This window comes from Exiguobacterium sp. RM11 (genome assembly GCF_059821525.1).
This window is the reverse complement of sequence record NZ_CM187558.1, coordinates 1513769-1535435: the sequence shown is the minus strand read 5'-3', so window position 1 is coordinate 1535435 and position 21667 is coordinate 1513769. Positions and strand designations below refer to the sequence as shown.

Annotated in this window: 18 protein-coding genes; 16 read left to right on the top strand and 2 right to left on the bottom strand. The window is 48.0% G+C overall.

Annotated features, from left to right (window positions below; translation table 11 throughout):
* Positions 1-41 precede the first annotated feature (41 nt).
* The 11 genes from mutS to nhaC all read left to right on the top strand — a co-directional run bounded on the left by mutS (position 42) and on the right by nhaC (position 14046).
* A complete protein-coding gene (mutS, locus tag AC5LIL_RS08010) occupies positions 42-2570 on the top strand; it encodes a DNA mismatch repair protein MutS (protein WP_499823826.1) in 2529 nt (842 codons plus the stop codon).
* 4 nt (positions 2571-2574) lie between these two features.
* Positions 2575-4392: a DNA mismatch repair endonuclease MutL gene (gene mutL, locus AC5LIL_RS08005; RefSeq protein ID WP_339962286.1), complete on the top strand. Its 1818-nt coding sequence runs from the start codon at positions 2575-2577 to the stop codon at positions 4390-4392.
* A gap of 165 nt (positions 4393-4557) precedes the next feature.
* Complete coding sequence (locus tag AC5LIL_RS08000) at positions 4558-5208, top strand: 50S ribosomal protein L25/general stress protein Ctc (protein WP_214783525.1); 651 nt, start codon at positions 4558-4560, stop codon at positions 5206-5208.
* A 212-nt stretch (positions 5209-5420) separates the two neighbouring features.
* The gene (locus AC5LIL_RS07995) at positions 5421-6251 is read left to right on the top strand and encodes a formate/nitrite transporter family protein (protein ID WP_074035310.1); all 831 of its coding nucleotides are present in this window, start codon (positions 5421-5423) and stop codon (positions 6249-6251) included.
* Positions 6252-6442: 191 nt separating this feature from the next.
* Positions 6443-8293, top strand: coding sequence for an anaerobic ribonucleoside triphosphate reductase (locus AC5LIL_RS07990; protein WP_499823825.1), 1851 nt, complete (start codon positions 6443-6445; stop codon positions 8291-8293).
* Complete coding sequence (gene nrdG / locus AC5LIL_RS07985; RefSeq protein ID WP_499823824.1) at positions 8271-8726, top strand: anaerobic ribonucleoside-triphosphate reductase activating protein; 456 nt, start codon at positions 8271-8273, stop codon at positions 8724-8726. Before AC5LIL_RS07990 ends, nrdG begins: the two co-directional genes overlap by 23 nt.
* A gap of 55 nt (positions 8727-8781) precedes the next feature.
* Positions 8782-9600, top strand: coding sequence for a fumarylacetoacetate hydrolase family protein (locus tag AC5LIL_RS07980; protein ID WP_499823823.1), 819 nt, complete (start codon positions 8782-8784; stop codon positions 9598-9600).
* A gap of 111 nt (positions 9601-9711) precedes the next feature.
* Positions 9712-10977, top strand: coding sequence for a S1C family serine protease (locus AC5LIL_RS07975; RefSeq protein WP_499823822.1), 1266 nt, complete (start codon positions 9712-9714; stop codon positions 10975-10977).
* 56 nt (positions 10978-11033) lie between these two features.
* Complete coding sequence (locus tag AC5LIL_RS07970; RefSeq protein ID WP_078146805.1) at positions 11034-11378, top strand: DoxX family protein; 345 nt, start codon at positions 11034-11036, stop codon at positions 11376-11378.
* 16 nt (positions 11379-11394) lie between these two features.
* The gene (locus AC5LIL_RS07965) at positions 11395-12483 is read left to right on the top strand and encodes an amidohydrolase (RefSeq protein WP_499823821.1); all 1089 of its coding nucleotides are present in this window, start codon (positions 11395-11397) and stop codon (positions 12481-12483) included.
* Between the two features lie 135 nt (positions 12484-12618).
* The gene (nhaC, locus tag AC5LIL_RS07960; RefSeq protein ID WP_499823820.1) at positions 12619-14046 is read left to right on the top strand and encodes a Na+/H+ antiporter NhaC; all 1428 of its coding nucleotides are present in this window, start codon (positions 12619-12621) and stop codon (positions 14044-14046) included.
* Positions 14047-14061: 15 nt separating this feature from the next.
* On the opposite strand, the gene AC5LIL_RS07955 is transcribed toward nhaC, so the two are convergent.
* Entirely contained in the window at positions 14062-15261 is a 1200-nt protein-coding gene (locus tag AC5LIL_RS07955; RefSeq protein WP_499823819.1) for a hypothetical protein, read from the bottom strand.
* 80 nt (positions 15262-15341) lie between these two features.
* Here AC5LIL_RS07955 and AC5LIL_RS07950 point away from each other — a divergent pair, with 80 nt between their 5' ends.
* Together AC5LIL_RS07950 and AC5LIL_RS07945 are read left to right on the top strand one after the other, a co-directional pair.
* The gene (locus AC5LIL_RS07950; RefSeq protein ID WP_499823818.1) at positions 15342-16472 is read left to right on the top strand and encodes a mandelate racemase/muconate lactonizing enzyme family protein; all 1131 of its coding nucleotides are present in this window, start codon (positions 15342-15344) and stop codon (positions 16470-16472) included.
* The gene (locus tag AC5LIL_RS07945) at positions 16459-17130 is read left to right on the top strand and encodes a GNAT family N-acetyltransferase (RefSeq protein ID WP_499823817.1); all 672 of its coding nucleotides are present in this window, start codon (positions 16459-16461) and stop codon (positions 17128-17130) included. Before AC5LIL_RS07950 ends, AC5LIL_RS07945 begins: the two co-directional genes overlap by 14 nt.
* A gap of 31 nt (positions 17131-17161) precedes the next feature.
* On the opposite strand, the gene AC5LIL_RS07940 is transcribed toward AC5LIL_RS07945, so the two are convergent.
* On the bottom strand, positions 17162-17911 hold the full coding sequence (locus AC5LIL_RS07940) for a GDSL-type esterase/lipase family protein (protein WP_214745256.1): 750 nt from the start codon (positions 17909-17911) through the stop codon (positions 17162-17164).
* A gap of 118 nt (positions 17912-18029) precedes the next feature.
* Between AC5LIL_RS07940 and AC5LIL_RS07935 the strand changes: the two genes are divergently transcribed.
* The 3 genes from AC5LIL_RS07935 (at position 18030) to AC5LIL_RS07925 (ending at position 21646) form a co-directional block, all read left to right on the top strand.
* The gene (locus AC5LIL_RS07935) at positions 18030-18950 is read left to right on the top strand and encodes an ABC transporter ATP-binding protein (RefSeq protein ID WP_214783499.1); all 921 of its coding nucleotides are present in this window, start codon (positions 18030-18032) and stop codon (positions 18948-18950) included.
* The gene (locus AC5LIL_RS07930; protein WP_214783496.1) at positions 18943-19941 is read left to right on the top strand and encodes an ABC transporter permease; all 999 of its coding nucleotides are present in this window, start codon (positions 18943-18945) and stop codon (positions 19939-19941) included. Before AC5LIL_RS07935 ends, AC5LIL_RS07930 begins: the two co-directional genes overlap by 8 nt.
* Before the next feature lie 175 nt (positions 19942-20116).
* Positions 20117-21646, top strand: coding sequence for a M4 family metallopeptidase (locus tag AC5LIL_RS07925; RefSeq protein WP_499823816.1), 1530 nt, complete (start codon positions 20117-20119; stop codon positions 21644-21646).
* Positions 21647-21667: the final 21 nt, after the last annotated feature.

Here is a 21667-nt window from a genome sequence, read left to right as displayed (position 1 = left end):
GGCCGATGGTCAGCTGTTGTACTTTCTAGAGGTGAATTAACATGCAAGAAGTACATCAGACACCAATGATGAAACAATATTTCTCCATCAAGGCAGACTATCCGGACGCCTTTTTATTCTATCGACTCGGCGACTTTTACGAGTTGTTTTTTGAAGATGCGCAAATTGTCGCCAAGGAATTAGAGCTCACGCTCACTTCTAAAAATGGGAAGCAGGCTGAGCATCCAATTCCGATGTGTGGTGTCCCACACCATTCGGCGGCAATCTACATCGAACAACTGATCGAAAAAGGATTCAACGTCGCCATCTGTGAACAGACAGAAGATCCGAAAGCGACAAAAGGGCTCGTGAAGCGGGAAGTCATTCAAGTGATCACGCCAGGTACATACATGGCATCACTAAGCGAAAAAGAGAACCGTTATCTCGTCGCCATCTCGGACGTCGCGGGACGTTTTGGGATTGCTCGAGGTGACGTGACGACGGGGGAATCGTGGCTGACGACGCTCTCGTCAGAAGAAGCCGTCTTACGAGAAATCGAAGGATTGCTTCCGAACGAGGTCATCGTTGAGGATGAACGACTCGCTGACTTGTTAAAACAGACCGGCATTCCTCTCTCGATTCAAGTGGACAAGCGGGAGAGTCCACTCGCACAAGGTGCGAAAGACGAGGCGCAGCGCTCGGCATTTGAGTTGCTGTTCGCCTATCTCACGAAAACACAGAAGCGTTCGCTCGATCACTTGCAACCGGCTGTCGCCTATGAGGTCGAACAGCATATGCAGCTCGACGCCAATACGGCCCGAAACCTTGAACTGTTTCGTTCCGCTCGTTCGGGAGAACGGAAAGGGTCACTCCTTTCACTACTTGATGAGACGACGACGGCAATGGGTGGTCGTTTGTTGAAACGCTGGCTTGAACAGCCGCTCTATACAGAACAAGGCATCAAAGAGCGACAGGACGCCGTCGAAAACTTAGTGGACGACTTTATGTTGCGCGATCAACTACAGGAAGAGTTGAAGCGAGTCTATGACATCGAACGCCTTGTCGCAAAAGTTGGGTACGGGACAGCGAATGCGCGAGATCTCGTCCAACTTCGCGACACGCTCGAGCGGATGCCTTCTGTCCGGTCACTCTTACAAACAGTGAAAGCGGATCGCTTGCAGCAAATCGAACAGAATCTCGACTCGTTCGAGACGTTGAGTGAACAGCTCCGGACTGCCCTCGTCGACTCACCTCCGATCTCGACGAAAGAAGGCGGGATGATTCGTCACGGGTATTCAGAAGAGCTCGATGAACTGCTAGAAGCGAAAGCGAACGGGAAATCGTGGATTGCCAACCTCGAACAACAGGAACGTATCGCAACCGGCATCAAGTCGTTGAAAGTCGGTTATAACCGCGTATTTGGTTACTACTTGGAAGTGACGAAGTCGAATGCGAAGTTGCTCGAAGAAGGGCGTTATGAGCGGAAGCAGACGTTGACGAATGCGGAACGATACATTACGCCTGAGCTAAAAGAGAAGGAAGCCCTCATCTTAGGAGCAGAAGAGAAGAGCTGTACGCTCGAATATGACTTGTTTGTCGCACTTCGAGAAGAAGTGAAGACGTACACGAAGGCTCTTCAGCAATTGGCCCGTTCACTCAGTGAGTTGGATGTGCTCCTCGCCCTTGCCGTTGTAGCGGAAAGACGAGAATATGTACGCCCGAAAACTACATCGCACGTACAAATCGAACGCGGCCGTCACCCTGTCATTGAGACGGTCTTGCCGCGAGGTGAGTATGTCGCTAATGACTTGACACTTGACGACACACGTCAAATGTTACTCATCACCGGACCGAACATGTCCGGTAAATCGACGTATATGCGTCAGTTTGCGTTGATTGCGATCCTTCATCAAATCGGTTCATTCGTCCCGGCAGAAGCAGCAGAACTCCCGCTCTTTGACCGCATCTTTACACGGATCGGTGCGGCGGACGATTTGGTGAGCGGACAGTCGACGTTCATGGTCGAGATGACCGAGACGCGACAAGCCGTCACAGAGGCGACGAGCAATAGTCTGATTCTATTGGATGAGATTGGTCGAGGGACGTCAACGTATGATGGGATGGCACTTGCACAGGCAATTGTCGAGTATATTGCCTCAACAATCGGAGCGAAGACACTCTTCTCGACGCACTATCATGAACTGACGGTGCTCGAGGATTCGATTCCGACACTTGAGAATGTTCATGTTCGGGCGATTGAGCGGGATGGGCGTGTCGTCTTCCTCCATGAAGTGCATCCAGGACGTGCGGATAAATCGTATGGGATTCACGTGGCGGAATTGGCCGAACTCCCAGATTCATTGATTGACCGGGCACGGACGATTCTGTCAGAACTCGAATCCGAAGCAACGAAACCTGCTTTGAACGAGCAAACCGCTCCACCTCAAGTGGAAGAAGTCAGTCAGTTGTCATTGTTCGAGTCGAATGACGCTGTTCGAGAACAGCTGCTCAAACTCGATCTATTGGCAATGAATCCAATCGAAGCGATGCAGGCGCTCTACGAACTGCAACAGACCGCAAAGAAAGGGTGAGTCGATGGGAATCATTCGAGAGTTACCGGAACAACTCGCGAACCGAATCGCAGCCGGGGAGGTCGTCGAACGACCGGCTTCCGTTGTCAAAGAATTAGTCGAGAATGCGATCGATGCGGGAGCGACGAAAGTGGACGTCGACTTACAAGAGGCGGGTATCCGTCTCATCAAAGTCCGTGACAACGGGCATGGGTTCCATGAAGAAGACGCAGCCCGAGCCTTCTTACGACATGCGACGAGTAAAATCCGGGACGAGCATGACTTGTTTCGTATTCGGACGCTCGGTTTCCGTGGTGAGGCACTCGCCTCGATTGCGTCGGTCAGTCACGTCTCGTTAAAGTCTAAACGAGCAGATGAAGACGGTTTTGAGATGACGCTTGAAGGCGGTGTCGTAAAGGAGACGAATCCGGCGGCGGCGAATGTCGGAACCGAGATCGCGGTCAGTCAACTTTTCTTCAACACACCGGCTCGTCTGAAATATTTGAAGACATCGGCTACAGAACTCGCGAGCATTACCGATACGTTGAACCGTTTGGCACTGTCTCATCCAGAGATTCGCTTCACCGTCTTTCATGAAGAGAAAGAATTATTGCGCACGAACGGCAATGGAGACTTGAAACAAGTCATGCTCGCCATCTATGGTCGACAAGTCGCCGCACAAATCGTTACGGCGTCGAGCAAGACGAACGACTATACGTTGAGCGCGCATCTCGTACGCCCGGAAGTGACCCGTTCGAACAAACAATATGTGACCCTCATCTTAAACGGTCGAAGCATCAAGAACTTTGCACTGACACAAAGTGTGCTCGAAGGCTATCATACGCTCTTACCGATTGGTCGCTATCCGATTGCCGTGCTCGAAGTGAAGATGGACCCGATGTTGATTGACGTGAACGTCCATCCGACGAAACGTGAAGTACGCTTGTCGAAAGAAAAAGAACTATGCCAGCTCATCCGAGAGACCGTTCAATTGACGCTCCGTGAGCAACGTCTCATTCCGTCTGTGAAACAAGAATCAAAACCAAAACGAGAGACACCGTCCGAACAGTCGAAACTCGACTTCTCGATGGAACCGCAACCTAAACAAGTAGACACGGTCGAGTGGAATTATCCGATTCCTCGTGAGCGAAAAGAGTCGCTCACGTCTCCTTCCCAGTGGAACCCGGCGCCGCTCGTTCATGAACCAGAGCCGGAGATGCTCCAGGTAGAACAGGTCGAGGAACCCGTTCTTCAGTCCGAACGTCTTCCAGCATTAGACGTCATCGGACAACTGCACTCGAGTTATATCGTCTGTGGAGCGGAAGACGGGATGTACGTGATGGACCAACATGCTGCCCAGGAACGCATCAAGTATGAATTGTTTTATGAGCAGTTAGGACGTCCGGAAAAAGAGTATCAGCTTCTGTTGATTCCGTTAACGTTAGAGTTCACGCAAGAAGAGACGCTCGCCATCGAAGAAGTGCTCCCGCTTCTAGCAGAAGCCGGTATCACATTAGAACCGTTTGGGGGAAACACGTTCCTCGTGCGCGAGATTCCGACATGGTATCCGCAACATGACTTAGAGGGTACAATTCGTGATCTAGTGGAGATGGCGATTCAACAACGCTCGATTGACATCGCGAAATATCGTGAGGAAGCATCAATCCTCATGGCGTGTAAACGGTCGATCAAAGCGAATCATCCACTCAATATGGACATGATGCGACAATTGATTGATGATTTAGGTCGTACGACGTCTCCATTCACTTGTCCGCACGGTCGTCCGATTCTCGTGAAGTGGAGCACGTACGAACTCGAGAAGTTATTTAAACGCGTCATGTAATCGTCTTGTTACCTTGTTTTAATACGATGTAACGTTTATTTACGAGTCCTCATGGGAAAACTATACACATGTCACTCAACGCATCGAGGTTGAGAGGTGGCTTTTTCACTGCCTCACCCTCAAGATGTCGACATGAAATGTATATCCATGTAGGAGGAAAAGAAAATGACGAACAAACTTCAAGTATCAAAACGAGAATTACGCCCACGCTCACTACGCACGAAGTTGCGTAACGAAGGAAAAGCGTTAGGAGTTGTCTATGGTTATAAAGTAGATAGCACACCAATCGTGTTTGACGAGATGGACCTTCGTAAAATTCTTCGAGACCACGGTGACAACGCCTTGATTGAACTCCATTTCGATGGAAACAAAATCAACACGCTCGTGCACGGATCAGAAACAGATCCGTTCACAAACTTCTATCAGCACGTCGAATTCATGGCTGTGAAGATGGATGAAGAGACAGAAGTCGAAGCGGATATCGCCCTCGTCGGCGACGCGAAAGGCGTCAAAGAAGGCGGATATCTCGCTCAGTCGCTCTATAAAGTGACGGTTTCTGCGACACCTGCCAACATCCCTGAACGCATCGAACTTGACGTGTCAGACCTCGAAATCGGTGACTCGGTGACGGTAGCAGATCTTCCAGAAGACAAATCGTACACGATTGTCTCTGAACCAGATATGCACATCGCCTCTGTGAATGAGCCGGTTGCTGAGGAAGAGGAAGAAACTGAATCAGAGGAAGGTTCGACTGAAGAAGAAGCTTCTGAAGGATCTTCTGAAGAAACAGAAGAATCGACTGAGGATAAAGAATAATTGTAGAAAAAGTGCTTCGAGAAATCGAAGCACTTTTTCTTTGTCACAAATCCGCCATATGTAAACGATTACGATGTGAACACTCTGTCAATTCATAAAAGACAGGATTGCCAACAGACACTGTACAGTTTATATTGTTAATGATTTCACATATTAGAACTGATACTTTCCTATTTAATTATTCAGAAAGAAGGGTTTGTGACATGGCATCAATGGAAATCCATGCACTCGAATCATTACGGAAAAAAGCACAGGCTTCCTCGCAAATGATTCATTATCGTCCAATGGAATACTTTTTACGGGCAATGTTAGCCGGGATCTTTATCGGCTTTGCTTCAATCTTCACATTGAAAGTCGTCAACGGTATGTATTTAGCGGAATCACCGTTCACGACACTCATCGGGGGCTTCTCGTTTGGGATTGCGCTCGTCATGATCATCTATGGGGGAGCGGAGTTGTTTACGGGGAATACGATGTATTTCACGACGTCGACACTTCGCGGCTATACAACGCTCAGCGACACGATGCTCGTCTGGTTACTCTGTTTCGTCGGGAACGCACTTGGGGGAATCCTATTCGCGTTACTACTTGCACCGACTGGCGTCATCCAAGAACTTGGCATGAACAACTGGCTGTTCTCAGTCGTCGAGGGGAAAATGCATCACACGACGGTTGAAATTTTCTTCCGCGCCATCTTCTGTAACTGGATGGTCTGTCTCGCCATTTTCTTACCGAAACAAATGAAAAATGAGTTCGCTCAAATCTTCTCGATGATTTTCCTTGTCGCCGTCTTCTTCGCTTCAGGATTCGACCACGTCATCGCCAACTTCGTCTTGTTCGCCTTGACGCTCGTCGTCCCACACCCTGAGACGATCAGCATGGCTGGTGCGATCCACAATTTGATTCCTGCGACGTTCGGTAACATTATCGGCGGCGCCCTCTTCATGGGAGCAATCTATACATGGCTCAACTCAAAAGGTCTCCGTGAGGCGCAAGAATTAGAGGAAGAAGTCGAATTAAAAGTCGTCAAAGCTGCTAAATAAATGACGTTTGTCACAAATAACGTTGGGCCTTGTCTTACCGAAGACGAGGCTCTTTTTTGTCGTATGCTCACAAGTAAACTGTCACAATATCGACTCGTGACCTTCGTAAAAAATACGTGTCATAATCTATATATAGGATTTAAAAAACATTTATGAATGTTTTTAGTCCATATATAGTGAGGTGATAGATTTTGAAATTACTGCAGTTGTATGAGGATGTCTGCGTCTTACCAGACCAAGACTTAGTACAAGAAAATGCGAATGTGGACGGAAAGTCCCCACTTGGGAAACTAGCACGACTCTCTTCAGAAGTGTCGAAAGAATTGTCGCAGACATATTTGATGTCGGAGCGATCAAAACAGGCCGTCACTGATAACTATTTATACGTGCACGACGCCGACTATTACATCACAGGATCGACGACATGTTGTCAAATACCACTCGGTCAATTATTAAAAGATGGATTCCATACGGGGCATGGAACAATCCGGTCGCCAAAGGACATTCGCTCTGCTATGGCACTCGCGTCCATCATCCTTCAAGCGAATCAAAATATGCAGCACGGGGGTCAAGCGTTCCCGATGTTTGACGTCGACTTGGCGCCGTATGTCGAGAAGACATATGAGCGCCAACTGAACCGACTCCAATCACTGCCTGTTGAATGGGACAAGACACAATTGGAACAACTCGCAGAAGAAGAGACGATCTCGGCGACATATCAGGCGTGTGAGGCGTTCATTCATAATGCGAACTCGATGCATTCACGAGGTGGCGGTCAAGTCCCTTTCGTCTCGATCAATTACGGGACGGATACCTCAAAGTGGGGACGCATTCTCATTCGTGAGCTACTTCGTGCCACGGAACGGGGATTAGGGAATGGGGAGACCCCGATTTTTCCCATTCAAATCTTTAAAGTAAAAGAAGGCATCAACTTCAACGAGGACGACCCGAACGTCGATCTTTTTCGTGAAGCGTGTCGTGTCACAGGCAAACGGCTCTTCCCGAACTTCTCCTTCATCGATGCCCCGTTTAATGCCGCTTACTATGATGGGTCGCATGAATCTGAAGTGGCGTACATGGGCTGTCGCACTCGGGTTATGGGAAATCGGCACGGAGAGGAGACGTCAGTTGGACGTGGCAATCTTTCCTTCTCCACACTCAACTTGGTGAAGATGGCACTGATCTCGGAGTCACTCTCTGACTTTTATCGCATTCTTAACCGATATATCGATATCGGCATCGAACAATTGGTTGAACGATTCGAGTATCAATGCACGCGTCGCGCTGAAGAGTTCCGTTTCCTTTACACACAAGGTGTCTGGCGTGGAAGTGAGGAGTTACATATACATGATGAGGTCCGAGATGTTTTGAAACAAGGAACGCTTTCACTCGGCTTCATCGGACTCGCCGAAACGTTGAAGGTGTTGACGGGAAGTACACATGCCGAGTCGCGTGAAGCGGAACGACTCGGTCTCGATATCGTCACGCACTTAGCTGATCGGATGCGAGCGGCGGCCGAATCATACGATTTGAATTTCTCGTTGCTTGCGACACCGGCGGAAGGACTGTCAGGCAAATTTGTGACGCGAGACCAGGAAGTGTTCGGCATGATCGACGGGGTAACGAATCGTGCGTTTTATACGAATTCCTTCCACATACCTGTTTATCAGTCCGTGTCTATTCGCGAGAAAATCCGAATCGAGGCTCCATATCACGCGTTGTGCGATGCGGGACACATCTCCTATGTCGAAGTCGATGGCTCCCTTGCCCATAACGCGGAAGCGGTAGAGGCGATTGTTCGCTTGATGCGCCAGCATGATATCGGCTACGGTTCTATCAATCATCCCGTCGACCGGTGCGGGAATTGCGGGCTTGAAGGATTAATTGACGCGGCTTGTCCGACTTGTGGAGAAGATGAGAAGATTGAACGGATCCGCCGTATCACTGGCTATTTGGTCGGGACGATGGACCGCTGGAATACGGCGAAGCGAGAAGAAGAACGGGCGAGGGTGAAACACGATGCGCATTCTATCCGTCGTTGAAGAATCCGTCGTTGATGGACCGGGGATTCGAACAGTCATCTTTACTGCTGGCTGTCCTCACCACTGTAAAGGTTGTCACAATCCTTCATCGTGGAATCCAGCTGGTGGTGAGGAATTCGAAGTGGATGAGATCGTCCGTCGCATCAAGATCAGTGGTTGGGACGGCGTCACGATCTCAGGTGGTGAACCGTTTCTTCAATCTTCAGAGTTAGCAAAACTTGTCTTGGCATGTAAGTCGCTCGGTAAAAATGTATGGGTCTATACGGGTTATACGATCGAACAGCTGGTAGCGATGCACGACGAAGCAATTCAAACCGTGTTAGACTACGCCGATGTACTCGTTGACGGTCGCTTTGAGCAGTCGCTACGAGATATGGGACTCCGCTTTCGGGGATCGAGTAATCAACGAATCATCTTTTTGAATAAAGTGTAATCGAGGCAGAGATGTCTCGATTTTTTGTATAATGATTAAAAAAGGGGGATTTTAGATGAAATGGTGTAGTTTTGACATGCAAGAAGAGCAACGAGTGGGAATCATCGAGGGCGATTTCGTCTACGATGTCAGCAATCAAGTACATACGACTAACTTATTAGAAGTGATTGCGCGAGAATTCGATCCGGATATTGATTTAGACGTGGCACCTTCATACCGAGTGACGGACGTGAAATTGCTTGCCCCGTATCGACCGTTGAAAAATGTGATTTGTATCGGGAAGAACTATGAAGAACACGTGAAAGAGATGGATACAGCGGGAGCGGGGAAACTCGTCATCTTCACGAAAGCACCAACCTCAGTCGTCGGCCCGGACGCTGTCATCGAGCGCCATCCGGAATTGACGGAAAAACTTGACTATGAAGGCGAACTCGCCGTCATCATCGGAAAGTCGGGACGAGACATCGAATCGGTCGAAGAACACATTTTCGGATACACGATTCTAAACGATGTGACGGCACGAGATGTGCAAAAAGAGCATGTCCAATTTTTCCGTGGTAAGTCACTCGATACGTTCTGTCCGATGGGACCATTCATCGTGACGCCGGACGAGCTTCAATTTCCTCTCCGGATCAAAACGAATGTCAACGGGGAGACGCGCCAAGACGGAACGACGGCCGATATGATTCGTCCGATTGACGAGCTCATTCGTACGTTATCGAAAGGCATGACGCTTGAAGCGGGTGACATCATCGCGACAGGAACGCCAGCCGGAGTCGGGCATGGGATGACACCACCGACCTATCTTCAAACGGGAGACACCGTCGAAGTGACGATTGAAGGTCTCGGCACGCTAAGAAATGTGATTGTCTGAATGAAATGACGCAAAATGTGAAGAATCTTGTAATTCATTTATCATTTTATAAATGAGTGTTCCTCTTCGTTATAGTAAGGGTAGAAGATAACACAGAGGAGATGAATCATTATGGATCGTCACGATCAATCAAATGAACGCGATCAATTACATGAATCAGAACAGCAAAAAGATTGGTTAGATACAGAACTCGGTTCATCCAACCGAGAAAAGACAATGGTACGAACACAGACAAAACCTTCATTCGTCAGCCGCATGTTCCCAGGACTTGTCGGTGGGGTCATCGGGGCATTGCTGACGGGCGCAATCGCTTACCCGTTCATTGACCAACCCGCTACGAGTGTGAGTGACACGAACGTGACCTCACAAGGGACTCCGGTCCAAACGTCATCAAATGTGTCTGACTCTTCAGTCACGAATGCCGTAGCGACCGCTCAGCCTGCCGTCGTGACCGTGAACAACTTCGCCCAAACCGGCTTCTCGAGTGAAGCGGTTGAGGCTGGAGTCGGTTCAGGGGTCATCTACAAAAAAGAAGGTGACTCGGCATTTATCGCAACGAACCATCACGTTGTTAATGGGGCAGACAAGCTGACGGTCACGTTTAATGACGGAACGACAGCAGAAGCAACGCTCATGGGCAGTGACGCGACGTATGACTTGGCGGTCTTGAAAGTGGATGCTGACAAAGTACCAGCTGTCATCTCAATCGGAAAATCGAGCGAATTGAAACCTGGACAAACGGTCATCGCCATCGGGAATCCGCTTGGACAATTCGAAAACTCCGTGACACGCGGAGTCGTCTCATCGACGTCACGTCTCGTGCCGGTGGATACGGATGAGAACGGACAGGCTGACTTCAACGCTGAGGTCATTCAAACAGATGCTGCCATCAACCCAGGTAACTCGGGTGGTGCGTTAATCAACGAAGAAGGACAACTCGTCGGAATCAACTCGATGAAGATTGCGACGGCAGAAGTCGAGGGAGTCGGATTCTCGATTCCGGTTGACATCGCCCTTCCGCTGATCAATCAAATCGAACAGACGGGAGAAGTGAATCATCCTTCGCTCGGCGTATCGCTACGTGATGTGTCAGAGTTCCCTCCAGGTTACTTGACGGAACAAATCAATTTACCTGAATCGGTAACGGCCGGAACGATTATCGTAGAAGTTCAGCAAAACAGTTCAGCCGCAAAAGCGGGTCTTGAAGCGCGTGACGTCATCGTGAAAATCAATGACAAAGACGTCAGCTCGTTCATCGACCTCCGCAGTGAATTGATTCGAGATACGGACGGAACGGTCGACATCGAATATGTCCGTGACGGAAAAACGGAAACGGTTCAAGTCGAGATTCAAAACGCAAACGGTTCTGCATTGTAAAAGGTGGGCAACGTGCCCGCCTTTTTTGCTATGCTTATACAAAAGGAGGATGAAATATGGTACGAAATTTATATGGGGTGTTATTATTCGGGGCAGGGATTTTACATTTTGTCAGAGAGAAGGCGTTCATGTCGATTATTCCAAAGTCTTGGCCGTTCCGCCGCTTGATGGTGCAACTGAGCGGAGTCGTGGAAGTCGTCTTCGGGGCGATGCTCTTACTCAACAAAGGAACGTCGTTCGTGAAACGGACGCTACCGGCATTCTTTATCGCTGTCTTCCCAGCCAATATCAATATGGCCGTGAAGCCATCTAGAATCGGTGGGAAAGTCATTCCGAAATGGATCACATGGGGACGACTCCCGCTTCAATGGGTTCTCATCAAAGGTGTCAAAAAAATATAAAGGTGTGGAGATACATATGACAAACGTATTGAAATGGTTTGAACATTTTCATGCACATCCAGAAATCAGTTGGAAAGAAGTCGAGACGACCCGAACGATTTCATCGATTTTATCGGACTGGTCGATTCCACATCGGACGTTTGAAAATGTGACCGGGGTGATCGCTGAGATTGGATCGGGAGAAGACGTGATTGCAGTCCGCGCCGATATCGATGCGTTATGGCAACAAGTGGACGGTACGTTTCGTGCGAACCATTCATGCGGGCACGACGCGAACATCAGCATGGTACTCGGTGCACTCGAACAGTTGAAGGACGAGGCATTACAGAAGCGGATCCGTTTCATCTTCCAACCTGCCGAAGAGCAAGGGAATGGTTCCCTCGCCATGATCGAACGTGGGGCGTTAGAAGACGTGACGCAACTCTTCGGGATTCATTTGCGTCCACAAGAAGAGTTGAAGAAAGGCCAGTATGCGGCGGCGATTCAGCATGGTGCTGCCTTCTTCTTAAAGGGAGAGGTCATTGGGGATGACGCGCACGGCGCAAGACCGCATCAAGGGCAAAACGCACTCGATGTCATCTTCACGATTCAACACATGCTCAAAAGTATTTACTTATCACCGTTTGAGCCACACTCCGTCAAGTTGACGAAAGTACACGCCGGGAGTGACAACATGAACATCATTCCAGGAAATGCGACGTTCTCGATTGATGTCCGCGCTCAACAAAATGAGGAATTGCTCGAACTGCGAAATCGTGTCGAAGACATGTTACTCCATGTTGGTCAGCTTCATCGTGTGACATTGGAGTGGGAGTGGCAAGACTTCACACCAGGAGCGGTCGTTGGGGAACAGTCGAGTCAAATTGCGAAGCAGGCGATCGAGCAACGCTTCGGTCAGTCGGCTCTCGTCGAGAGGATTGTCACGTCAGGTAGCGATGATTTTCATTTTTATACCGTTGAGAAACCGACGCTTGATGCGACGATGATTGGAATCGGCGCTGATTTAGGTCCAGGTCTTCATCATCCGCATATGACGTTTGACCGTGACGCGTTAAAAGATGGGGCACTCCTGCTTGCGGATGCGCTCCGAATTGCAGCAACATAATTCAGGATGAGTGTGATAGACAGATGTCTGTCCACTCATTTTTTTATTGCATCAAGTAAGTGTAAGCGCTATCATAACGTTATTAGCGACAATATAACGACAATTCTGAATTTTCGCTATAGGGGAGGAAGTTAGATGGAAAAAACGGGGAACAAGCAAGACATGAAGCTAGGGTGGGCGCTCTTACCACTTGGTGTGATGATTGTTGTCATGCTCATCTCAATCGTCAAGCTCGGACAAGGACCACACATCCCGCTCATCGTCGGGACTGCGGTCGCTTCGCTCGTAGCCTGGCGTCATGGGTTCAAATGGAAAGAGATTGAAGAGATGATGTATAAAGGGATTCGTCTCGCCTTACCGGCAGTCGTCATCATTATTTTGGTCGGATTGACAATCGGTGCTTGGATTGGTGGGGGAATCGTTGCCACGATGATCTATTTCGGACTGAAGATTATCTCGCCGGCATACTTTTTGTTAACTATTTGCCTCATCTGTGCGGTCGTCGCGCTCTCGATTGGGAGTTCATGGTCGACGATGGGAACGATCGGTGTAGCAGGGATGGGGATCGGACTGAGTATGGGGATACCAGCTCCGATGGTTGCGGGAGCCGTCATCTCTGGTGCATATTTCGGGGACAAGATGTCACCATTGTCAGATACGACAAACTTGGCGGCAGGACTGACTCATACAAATCTATTCGTACATATCCGACACATGTTATATACGACCATTCCAGGACTCATCATCGCGCTAGGGGTATACGCTTGGCTTGGTAGACGGTTTGCAGATTCGACGACGGACTCTTCAGAGATCACACAGACGCTTAACATTCTTGAAGATAGTTTTGTCATCTCTCCGTGGTTACTCGTCGTGCCGCTCGCTGTCATTTTGCTCGTCGCGAAAAAAGTACCTACGATTCCAGCACTCGTTGTCGGGATTGCACTCGGTTTCTTGGCTCAAGTATTCATCCAAGGCGGGTCACTTTCAGACAGCGTAGGTGCTCTTCAAAGTGGCTATGTCATTGATACGGGTAATGAATTGGTCGATAACCTCTTTAGTCGGGGCGGTCTTGATGCGATGATGTACACGGTCTCCATGACAATCGTTGCGATGACGTTCGGTGGAATTTTAGAATATTCAGGTATGCTTCAATCGATCATGAATCAAATCCTGAAGTTGGCAAAAACGGCAGGATCGTTGATTGCTTCAACAATTTTGGCTGGGATTGCGACAAATGCGACCTGTTCGGAGCAGTATATCTCGATTGTCGTCCCGTCGCGTATGTTTGCAGGGGCCTATGAAAAAATGGGATTACAATCAAAAAACTTATCTCGCGCACTTGAGGACGGTGGAACATTGACATCGGTGTTCATCCCGTGGAATACGTGTGGGGTATTCATTCTTGGTACGCTCGGGGTCGGGGCATTCGAATATGCGCCGTACGCCGTCTTAAACTTTATCGTACCGGTCATTTCGATTCTGTACGCCTTTACGGGATTCACAATCGAGCGCATGGCCGTCATTCAGCATGAAGAGTCAGTTGTGAAGCAAGCAGCCCAATAAAACAATTCCCGGTCGTCAATCGACCGGGAATTGAAATTTATAGACGGTGCGCGGACGACCTTGGCTGTAGCTCATCTCTTCGCCAATCGGATGAACGAGTTTTGTATCAACCAATTTTTTGATGAGTCGCTCTGTCGTGCGACGGGTGACATGTAAGTAATCGGTCAACTCTTTAGCCGTGAACTCAAGTTGATTTTGTGAGAAGTGGATGAGTTTTTCGATATTGGTCGGACTCATACCGGTCTGTTTCATCATGTCGTAAACTCGTGTTTGCGTGACACGAAAATGAATGGGTGATGGTTGATCCGAGAACATCAGTCGCTTCGAATCATCGACGATGCGCATCAGACGTTCACTTTCTGCATAAAGCGCGAGTCGTGCATGGTCGAGAGCACGCTGATAGTCTGAACCATATCCGATGCCAACATGAACAGACGAGAGATCCGGTAAAACAACACCATTTGAAATAGCGGTCTCAATTTTGCCTTTATTCGACAAGATTGTGACCCCCTCTTCATTCGATTGCAACAACTTGCCACCGAAGAACTGTTGGTCCGTCACGTGTGCTAACGTTTCTTCACCCGAATTCGAATAGTGAAGAATAGCAAATTGTGACTGATCTGATTTTTGCAATCGAATCTGTTGAAGAAAATCATTAAAATGGTGAAGAATCCTCTCTTGTGGTTCAATCATGAGTTGACTCTGATAGCCGTCACTTACTAATCGACGATGGACCTGCTCGACACTCGTCAAAGCGAATCGTGTCCTCTTGTTTTCTTGAAGTTGTTTATGAAAGGCAATCAAGTCCTCGAAATTCATGTTTGGATGAAGCTGTTTCACTTGAGATTGCGAGATACGAGTGGGGAATGGCTCTAACATTGATTCAAGTCGTGACGTGTCGACGAGGTCAATCGATAGATGTTCAAGTTGGACGTGTTGCGTCAACGTCATATATAAGAGTGAAGTCAATAGGACGACATCATCTTGAACGACATGATGAGCATACGGGAGGTTCACCTTCTCCATCGCGTACGAATACGGAAATGAACCGGAGAAGAAAACACCGTCAAAAAAGTGTAATTGATGGGCGATGTCTCTCGCTTCGCGTGGGTCATCATAAGGAAACCCTTCAATCCGGACATCGGGTAAAGAAGAACCTCTTACAATATGTTGAATAAAAGCTGGTGAGCCGACGACGGCGATATGGATGGACATCACAAAATCCCCCTTGCAATTTAACGACTATATAACGACAATATAGAGGAAAGCGTAGACGAAGTAAAGGAGTGATGAAATTGAACATTCAAAGCATTGAAATTTTCTCAGTTCGATTCCCACTAAAAGTTCCATTTATCGTGAGTTATCATCGTTATGACGATATGCCATCTGTCATCGTCAAAATGACCACGTCTTGCGGACTGATTGGCTATGGGGAAGCGGTAGCGGATGAACACGTGACGGGAGAGTCAGCTGAAAGTACGGTGAGTGTCCTCCGTCATCTATTGGCACCTTTATTGATCGGGAAAAATCCGATGCATTTGGAGCGGATTCATGACGAGATGGACCTCGCGATAAAAGGTGTTCCCGCCGCAAAAGCAGCGCTCGATATCGCCTGTCACGATTTGATCGGAAAGAAACTGAAACAACCGATTTACGAATGGATTGGCGGTCGGTACCATGAGTCGTTCCCGGTCACACACGTCTTAAGTATCGGGGAACCGGATCACATGGCACAAGAGGCTCTTGATCAAATCAAACAGGGCTATACGGCCGTGAAGATGAAAGTCGGGGTCGACGTACAAACGGACGTTGCACGTGTCAAAGCCGTGAGAGAAGCCGTTGGACCAAATGTTCCGATTCGGGTCGACGTCAATCAAGGGTGGGTCAATGCGGCCAACACGGTCCAAGCCATGCGTCTACTCGAACCATACGGAATCGATTGGGTTGAACAACCGGTCAAGGCGGATGATTTTGAAGGCATGTTCGAAGTGAAACAAAAAATTTCGGTGCCACTCATGATTGATGAAGGTCTGAAAGACATTCACGATATGAGACGGTTGACGATGATGCAAGTAGCCCATAAAGCGAACATCAAGCTGATGAAATGCGGTGGCATCTATCCGGCGAAGAAGTTGGTCCATATGGCGGAGATGTCAGGGATTGAATGCCAAATCGGCTCAATGGTCGAATCTTCGATTGCGTCGAGTGCGGGATTCCATGTCGCCTTTTCTAGTAAGATTGTAAAAACGGTGGAATTGACAGGACCGCTCCGCTTCGGGAAGGATGTCGGGAACTTAACATATGATTTGCCAATCATCTCATTGAACGACCGTCCTGGTCTCGGCATCGATGTTGATGAGGACTTATTGCGTGAACTGACGATCGATTCATATGTGATTGGAGAAGATTCACATGTGGCAAGGTGAGATCAAAGGTCTTCCGCTTCAAGTGCATGTTCTGACGTTGTCAGACTTACCTGAGTTGTTGTCGATTCAAGAGGCAGTGATTCAAGCTTTGGCTGAACCGGAGCACTATCAATCATTATCAATTGAAGAATTCACAAAGCTGTTGGCGGATCAGACGTTGATTGGGGCAACGGCTGAAGGGCGACTGATCGCATTCCGTGCCATGCTGATCCCGCCGATTGACGACGAACATTTAGGACGAGATATTGGCTGGCCGGAGGTTTCGCTTGAACGTGTCCTTTATCAGGAAGTGACGAATGTTCATCCAGATTTCCGGGGATATGGGTTGCAGACGCACTTGGGCAAACTATTGATGTCACAAGTTGAAGTGGATGACCGATTTGATGTCGTCTGTGCGACGGTCGCACCGTTCAATATTCCAAGTATGAAAGACAAGTTCACGCTTGGACTTCGAATCGGGGCATTGAAAGAAAAGTATGGCGGGAAACTCAGATATATCTTTTATAAAGAGCTTCATCGTTCATGGCAACCCACATCAGAAGTGATGGATGTGCCAATGGAAGAACGGATGAAACAAGTTGAGTTACTCCAAACCGGTTGGTTCGGGACTAGTCTCATGAAACAAGGGGAACAGTGGATTGTTCGATATGAGAAGTAAAAAATCCTCGTCAAGCTGACGAGGATTTTGTTTATTCGAGGACGAAAAGGACATCATTCGCGAATTTTTCATACGTACGGTCACTCGGATGGAATTGGTCGGTCGCGAGATCACGTGATAAATCAGAGATATAGGCGAACGGGTCAATCACATCAATATTTTGCGCATTCGCTAATTGCTTCGCAGAGGCGTTCCAATCGAGGATGAGCTGATTGAACGCTTGTCCGTTCTCATCATTTTGAAACGGGTTGTATAGGCCGATGTAGACAATCGTAGCTGAGTCGTTCAGCGCACGAATCTCAGAAAAAATCGTTTCGAGGTTTGTCTTTGCATCCGTGACCACTTGTTGAATATCGACAGATTCAAAGTTGTCGACGTTTTCCCCACGGTTGAACAAATCGTTTCCGCCGATCGTCAACGTGATATATCGTGCGTTTTCAATTGTCCGACGTACTTCGGGCTGCTCAAGTTGAGCAAGTAAATCCTCAGTACGTGCCCCAGACACAGCTAAATTTTGTGTACGGACCCCATCTTCTTCTAGTACTGTACTAACAGGTTGTACATATCCCGCGCCTGACGTCGAGCCGACACCGCGAGTCAACGAATCGCCGAGGGCGACATAGATGTCTCCTTCTGGCTCAGGACGTTCGTCTTCAGAGACGGAAAGTGTTCGTTCTGGCGGATTGACGATATCTTGATAACCAATCCAAAGACCATATATGGCGATTCCGGTCAAAAGTACGGCGCCACTTAAAAATGCATACCATTTCGAATGTTTCATGGGCTGACCTCGCTTTCTATACAGACATCATATCAAAAATGTGACGATGTGCCCTATGTGAATGTTCGAATAGGACAGATTCAATTTTGTCCGATAGAATAAAGAAAGAGGTGAGACAATGGAACCGACGTTAAAGTTACATCAACTGACAAAAGTGATTGGAAAAAAGACAATCATCGATAATATTTCGTTAGAAGTCAATCCAGGGGAGGTTTTCGGATTTTTGGGACCGAACGGGGCCGGGAAAACAACGACGATTCGAATGATTGTCGGATTGATTAAACCGACGAAAGGAAGTGTTTCGATTTGTGGCTATCGCGTCGACAAGCAATTCGTTCAAGCGATGAATCAAATCGGCGCGATTGTTGAGAACCCGGAACTTTACAAATTTTTATCCGGACGTGAGAACTTAGAAGCGTTCGCGCGGATGTTGCCTGGCGTGGATGACAAACGGATTCAAGAAGTAATCGACCTCGTCGATTTAACCGCTCGAATTGACGATAAAGTGAAGACGTACTCGCTCGGGATGCGTCAACGGCTCGGTATCGCACAGGCATTATTGAACAATCCACGCGTCCTTATTTTAGACGAACCGACGAACGGACTTGATCCGATGGGGATTCGAGATTTACGACTTTTCATTCGTAGACTTGTCGAAGAAACGGGGCTGAGTGTTCTCGTGTCGAGTCACATCTTAGCGGAGATTGAATTGTTAGCGGATCGAGTCGCGATCATGTCGCGCGGGAAGATTGTCAAAGTGGGGACGGTCGATGCTTTGATTGAAGAACTCGCATCGACGGTCGACTTGCATGTCGCCAATAGTTTTGAAGTGTTACCAATCGTTCAAGGTTATGAAGGGATCGATCAAGCGGACGTGATCGATGAGCGAACGATTCGAATATCAATGAACGTTGAGGAAACAGCAAAATTGAATCGATATCTAATGGAGAGAGATGTCGACGTGTTCGGACTCGAACGTCGTGTACAAACGTTAGAGGATCTCTTCATTACATTGACAGGCGGTGATCACATTGCCTAATCCATCTTTACTCGGACTCATACGTAATGAAGTATTGAAAATTCATCGAAAACGCAGGTTGATGGTCGTCTCGATCATCTTGATTGTCCTTGTCTCGATGTTCACATACGCGAACTATCGTCAAATCGAGAAGCAACGTGAAGAGCAAGGGACGATCGATTGGCGTGTCGATCTTCAGCAAGAGATTATCGATACACAAAACCGACTCGCTTCTGCGAACGTCCAAGATGAGTTTAGACAAATCCTTGAGTTTCAAGTGCAGCAGAATCAATACTATTTAGATAATGATATCAACCCGAACTATCCAGGCGCTCCAACGTTTATGCGTGTCTTCTTCTCGCAAGGGACGACGCTCGTACTACCACTCTTTATCATCGTCTTGATGGCAGATATCGTCAGTGGGGAGCATAACGACGGGACAATCAAGACGCTACTGTCCCGACCGGTACGGCGTTATAAAATTTTGCTTGCTAAATGGTTGACGACACTTTTGTATACGTCAATTTTAATATTTGTAACCGCCGTCGTCAGTTACGCCATATCCGGAATTGTTCTCGGGTGGGATGGTTGGGCAGCTCCAATCCTGACAGGCTTCCAAGCTTCACCGACTGGAACTTTCTCAACCGATTTCGTCCACACCTTGCCGATGTGGGAATACTTGCTCATGTCGATGGGACTCTCATGGCTTGTTGTAGCTGCCGTCGGTACAATCTCACTTATGATCTCGGTATTGGTGAAAAATACGGCGACCGGAATCGGGATTATGATGGCCGTCCTCATTTCAGGACCGCTTTTGACGTCGCTTGGATCAAATTGGGATAGCTCGAAGTACTTGGTGAACGTCAACTTCGGCCTTCATACCTACTTGGAAGGACAAGCTCCACCGATTGAAGGGATGACTCTACCGTTTTCTCTAGTCGTCATTCTCATTTGGTCGATGGCCGCTCTCGCGTACGCGTTTTATCACTTTACGCAAAAAGATGTATATTAATGTCTATAGTGCTACCCTCCTGGGTGGCACTTTTTTTAGTGGCTAAATGATTATTAATAAGAACTAAATAGTGCTTATGACTCAATATTTAGAATTGTCAAAATAATTAAAAAGTTGGATACATTGTTTGTGGGAAACTGTGTAAAGTAAGAATCATCACAAAGGAGGCAAACACATGAAAAAAGTTGTATCTACATCATTAATCGCAGGTGTCCTACTCGTACCACAATTGGTCGGGGCGGCAGAATTGAAGTCAGGCACGTTGACGAAACCATCTGAAAGTGCTCCGACGACAATCGTCAAAGAGTTCGTGAAAGCAAAAGGTGAATTCAAAACGATCGAGTCGAAATCAGACAAACTTGGTAAAGTCGTCAAGTTACAACAGACGGTAGACGGTGTTCCGGTATTCGGTGGTGTCGTTGTAGGTGTCGTTGATGAAGCCGGACAATTGAAAACGGTCGTAGATGATGCAAAATCAGTAAAGAATCTACATAAATCAATCAAATTGAGCGAGAAGAAAGCCATCGCAAGCTACAAAGCGCTTGTCGGACATAAAGGTGCTTACGAACTCGAACCTGAAGCGGAATTGATCGTCTATCCAAATGGAGACAAGTCGGTCTACGCGTATCAAGTGACCGGAACGATTTTAGATGCCGAAGAGCCGTCACGTTGGACATACTTCATTGATGCTGGAACAGGAGAAGTTCTTAATAAATTCGATCAGTTAGCACACGCAAAACCGACGAACGGTGTGACAGGAACTACATACACAGGAACAGGGATCGATGTTCTTGGATCTAGTCAGACGTTCAAGACAACGAAGAGTGGTTCATACTACTACTTACAAGATTCGACACGTGGAAAAGGAATCTATACGTACGATGCTGGAAACCGTACACGCCTTCCAGGTTCACTTTGGGCTGATGTCGATAACATCTTGAACACGACATACGACCGTGCAGCAGTCTCGGCACACGTCAACGCAACGAAAACGTATGACTTCTATAAGAACACGTATGGACGTAACAGCTATGATAACGCTGGTGCAGCTCTCAACTCGACGGTTCACTATAGCCGTAGCTACAACAACGCGTTCTGGGATGGTAGCAAGATGGTATACGGTGATGGAGATGGTCAGACATTCACATACCTCTCTGGGGCACTTGACGTTGTTGCCCACGAATTGACTCACGCAGTCACGGAGTATACAGCAGGATTGATCTATCAGAACGAGTCTGGCGCAATTAACGAGGCGGTATCGGATATCTTTGGTACAGTTGCCGAGTACAGTGTTGGTACAGACTTCGACTGGTTGGTAGGGGAGGACATCTACACACCTGGAGTAGCGGGAGACGGCCTTCGTTCGATGGCAAACCCGGCAGCAAACGGAGACCCAGACCACTACTCGAAACGTTACACAGGTACACAAGATAATGGTGGTGTGCACATCAACTCTGGAATCGTGAATAAAGCGGCATACCTTTTAGCTAGCGGCGGATCACACTACGGTGTGTCTGTTCAAGGGATCGGAGTCATGGAAATGGGCGATATCTACTACCGTGCGCTCAATGTTTACTTGACGCCAACATCTAACTTCTCAAGCCTTCGCCAAGCGGTCGTTCAATCGGCGAAAGATCTTTACGGTGCAACTAGCCCACAAGCGGTATCGGCTGCGAAATCGTTTGATGCTGTTGGAATCAACTAAAAATCTAAACGTGAAATCTCT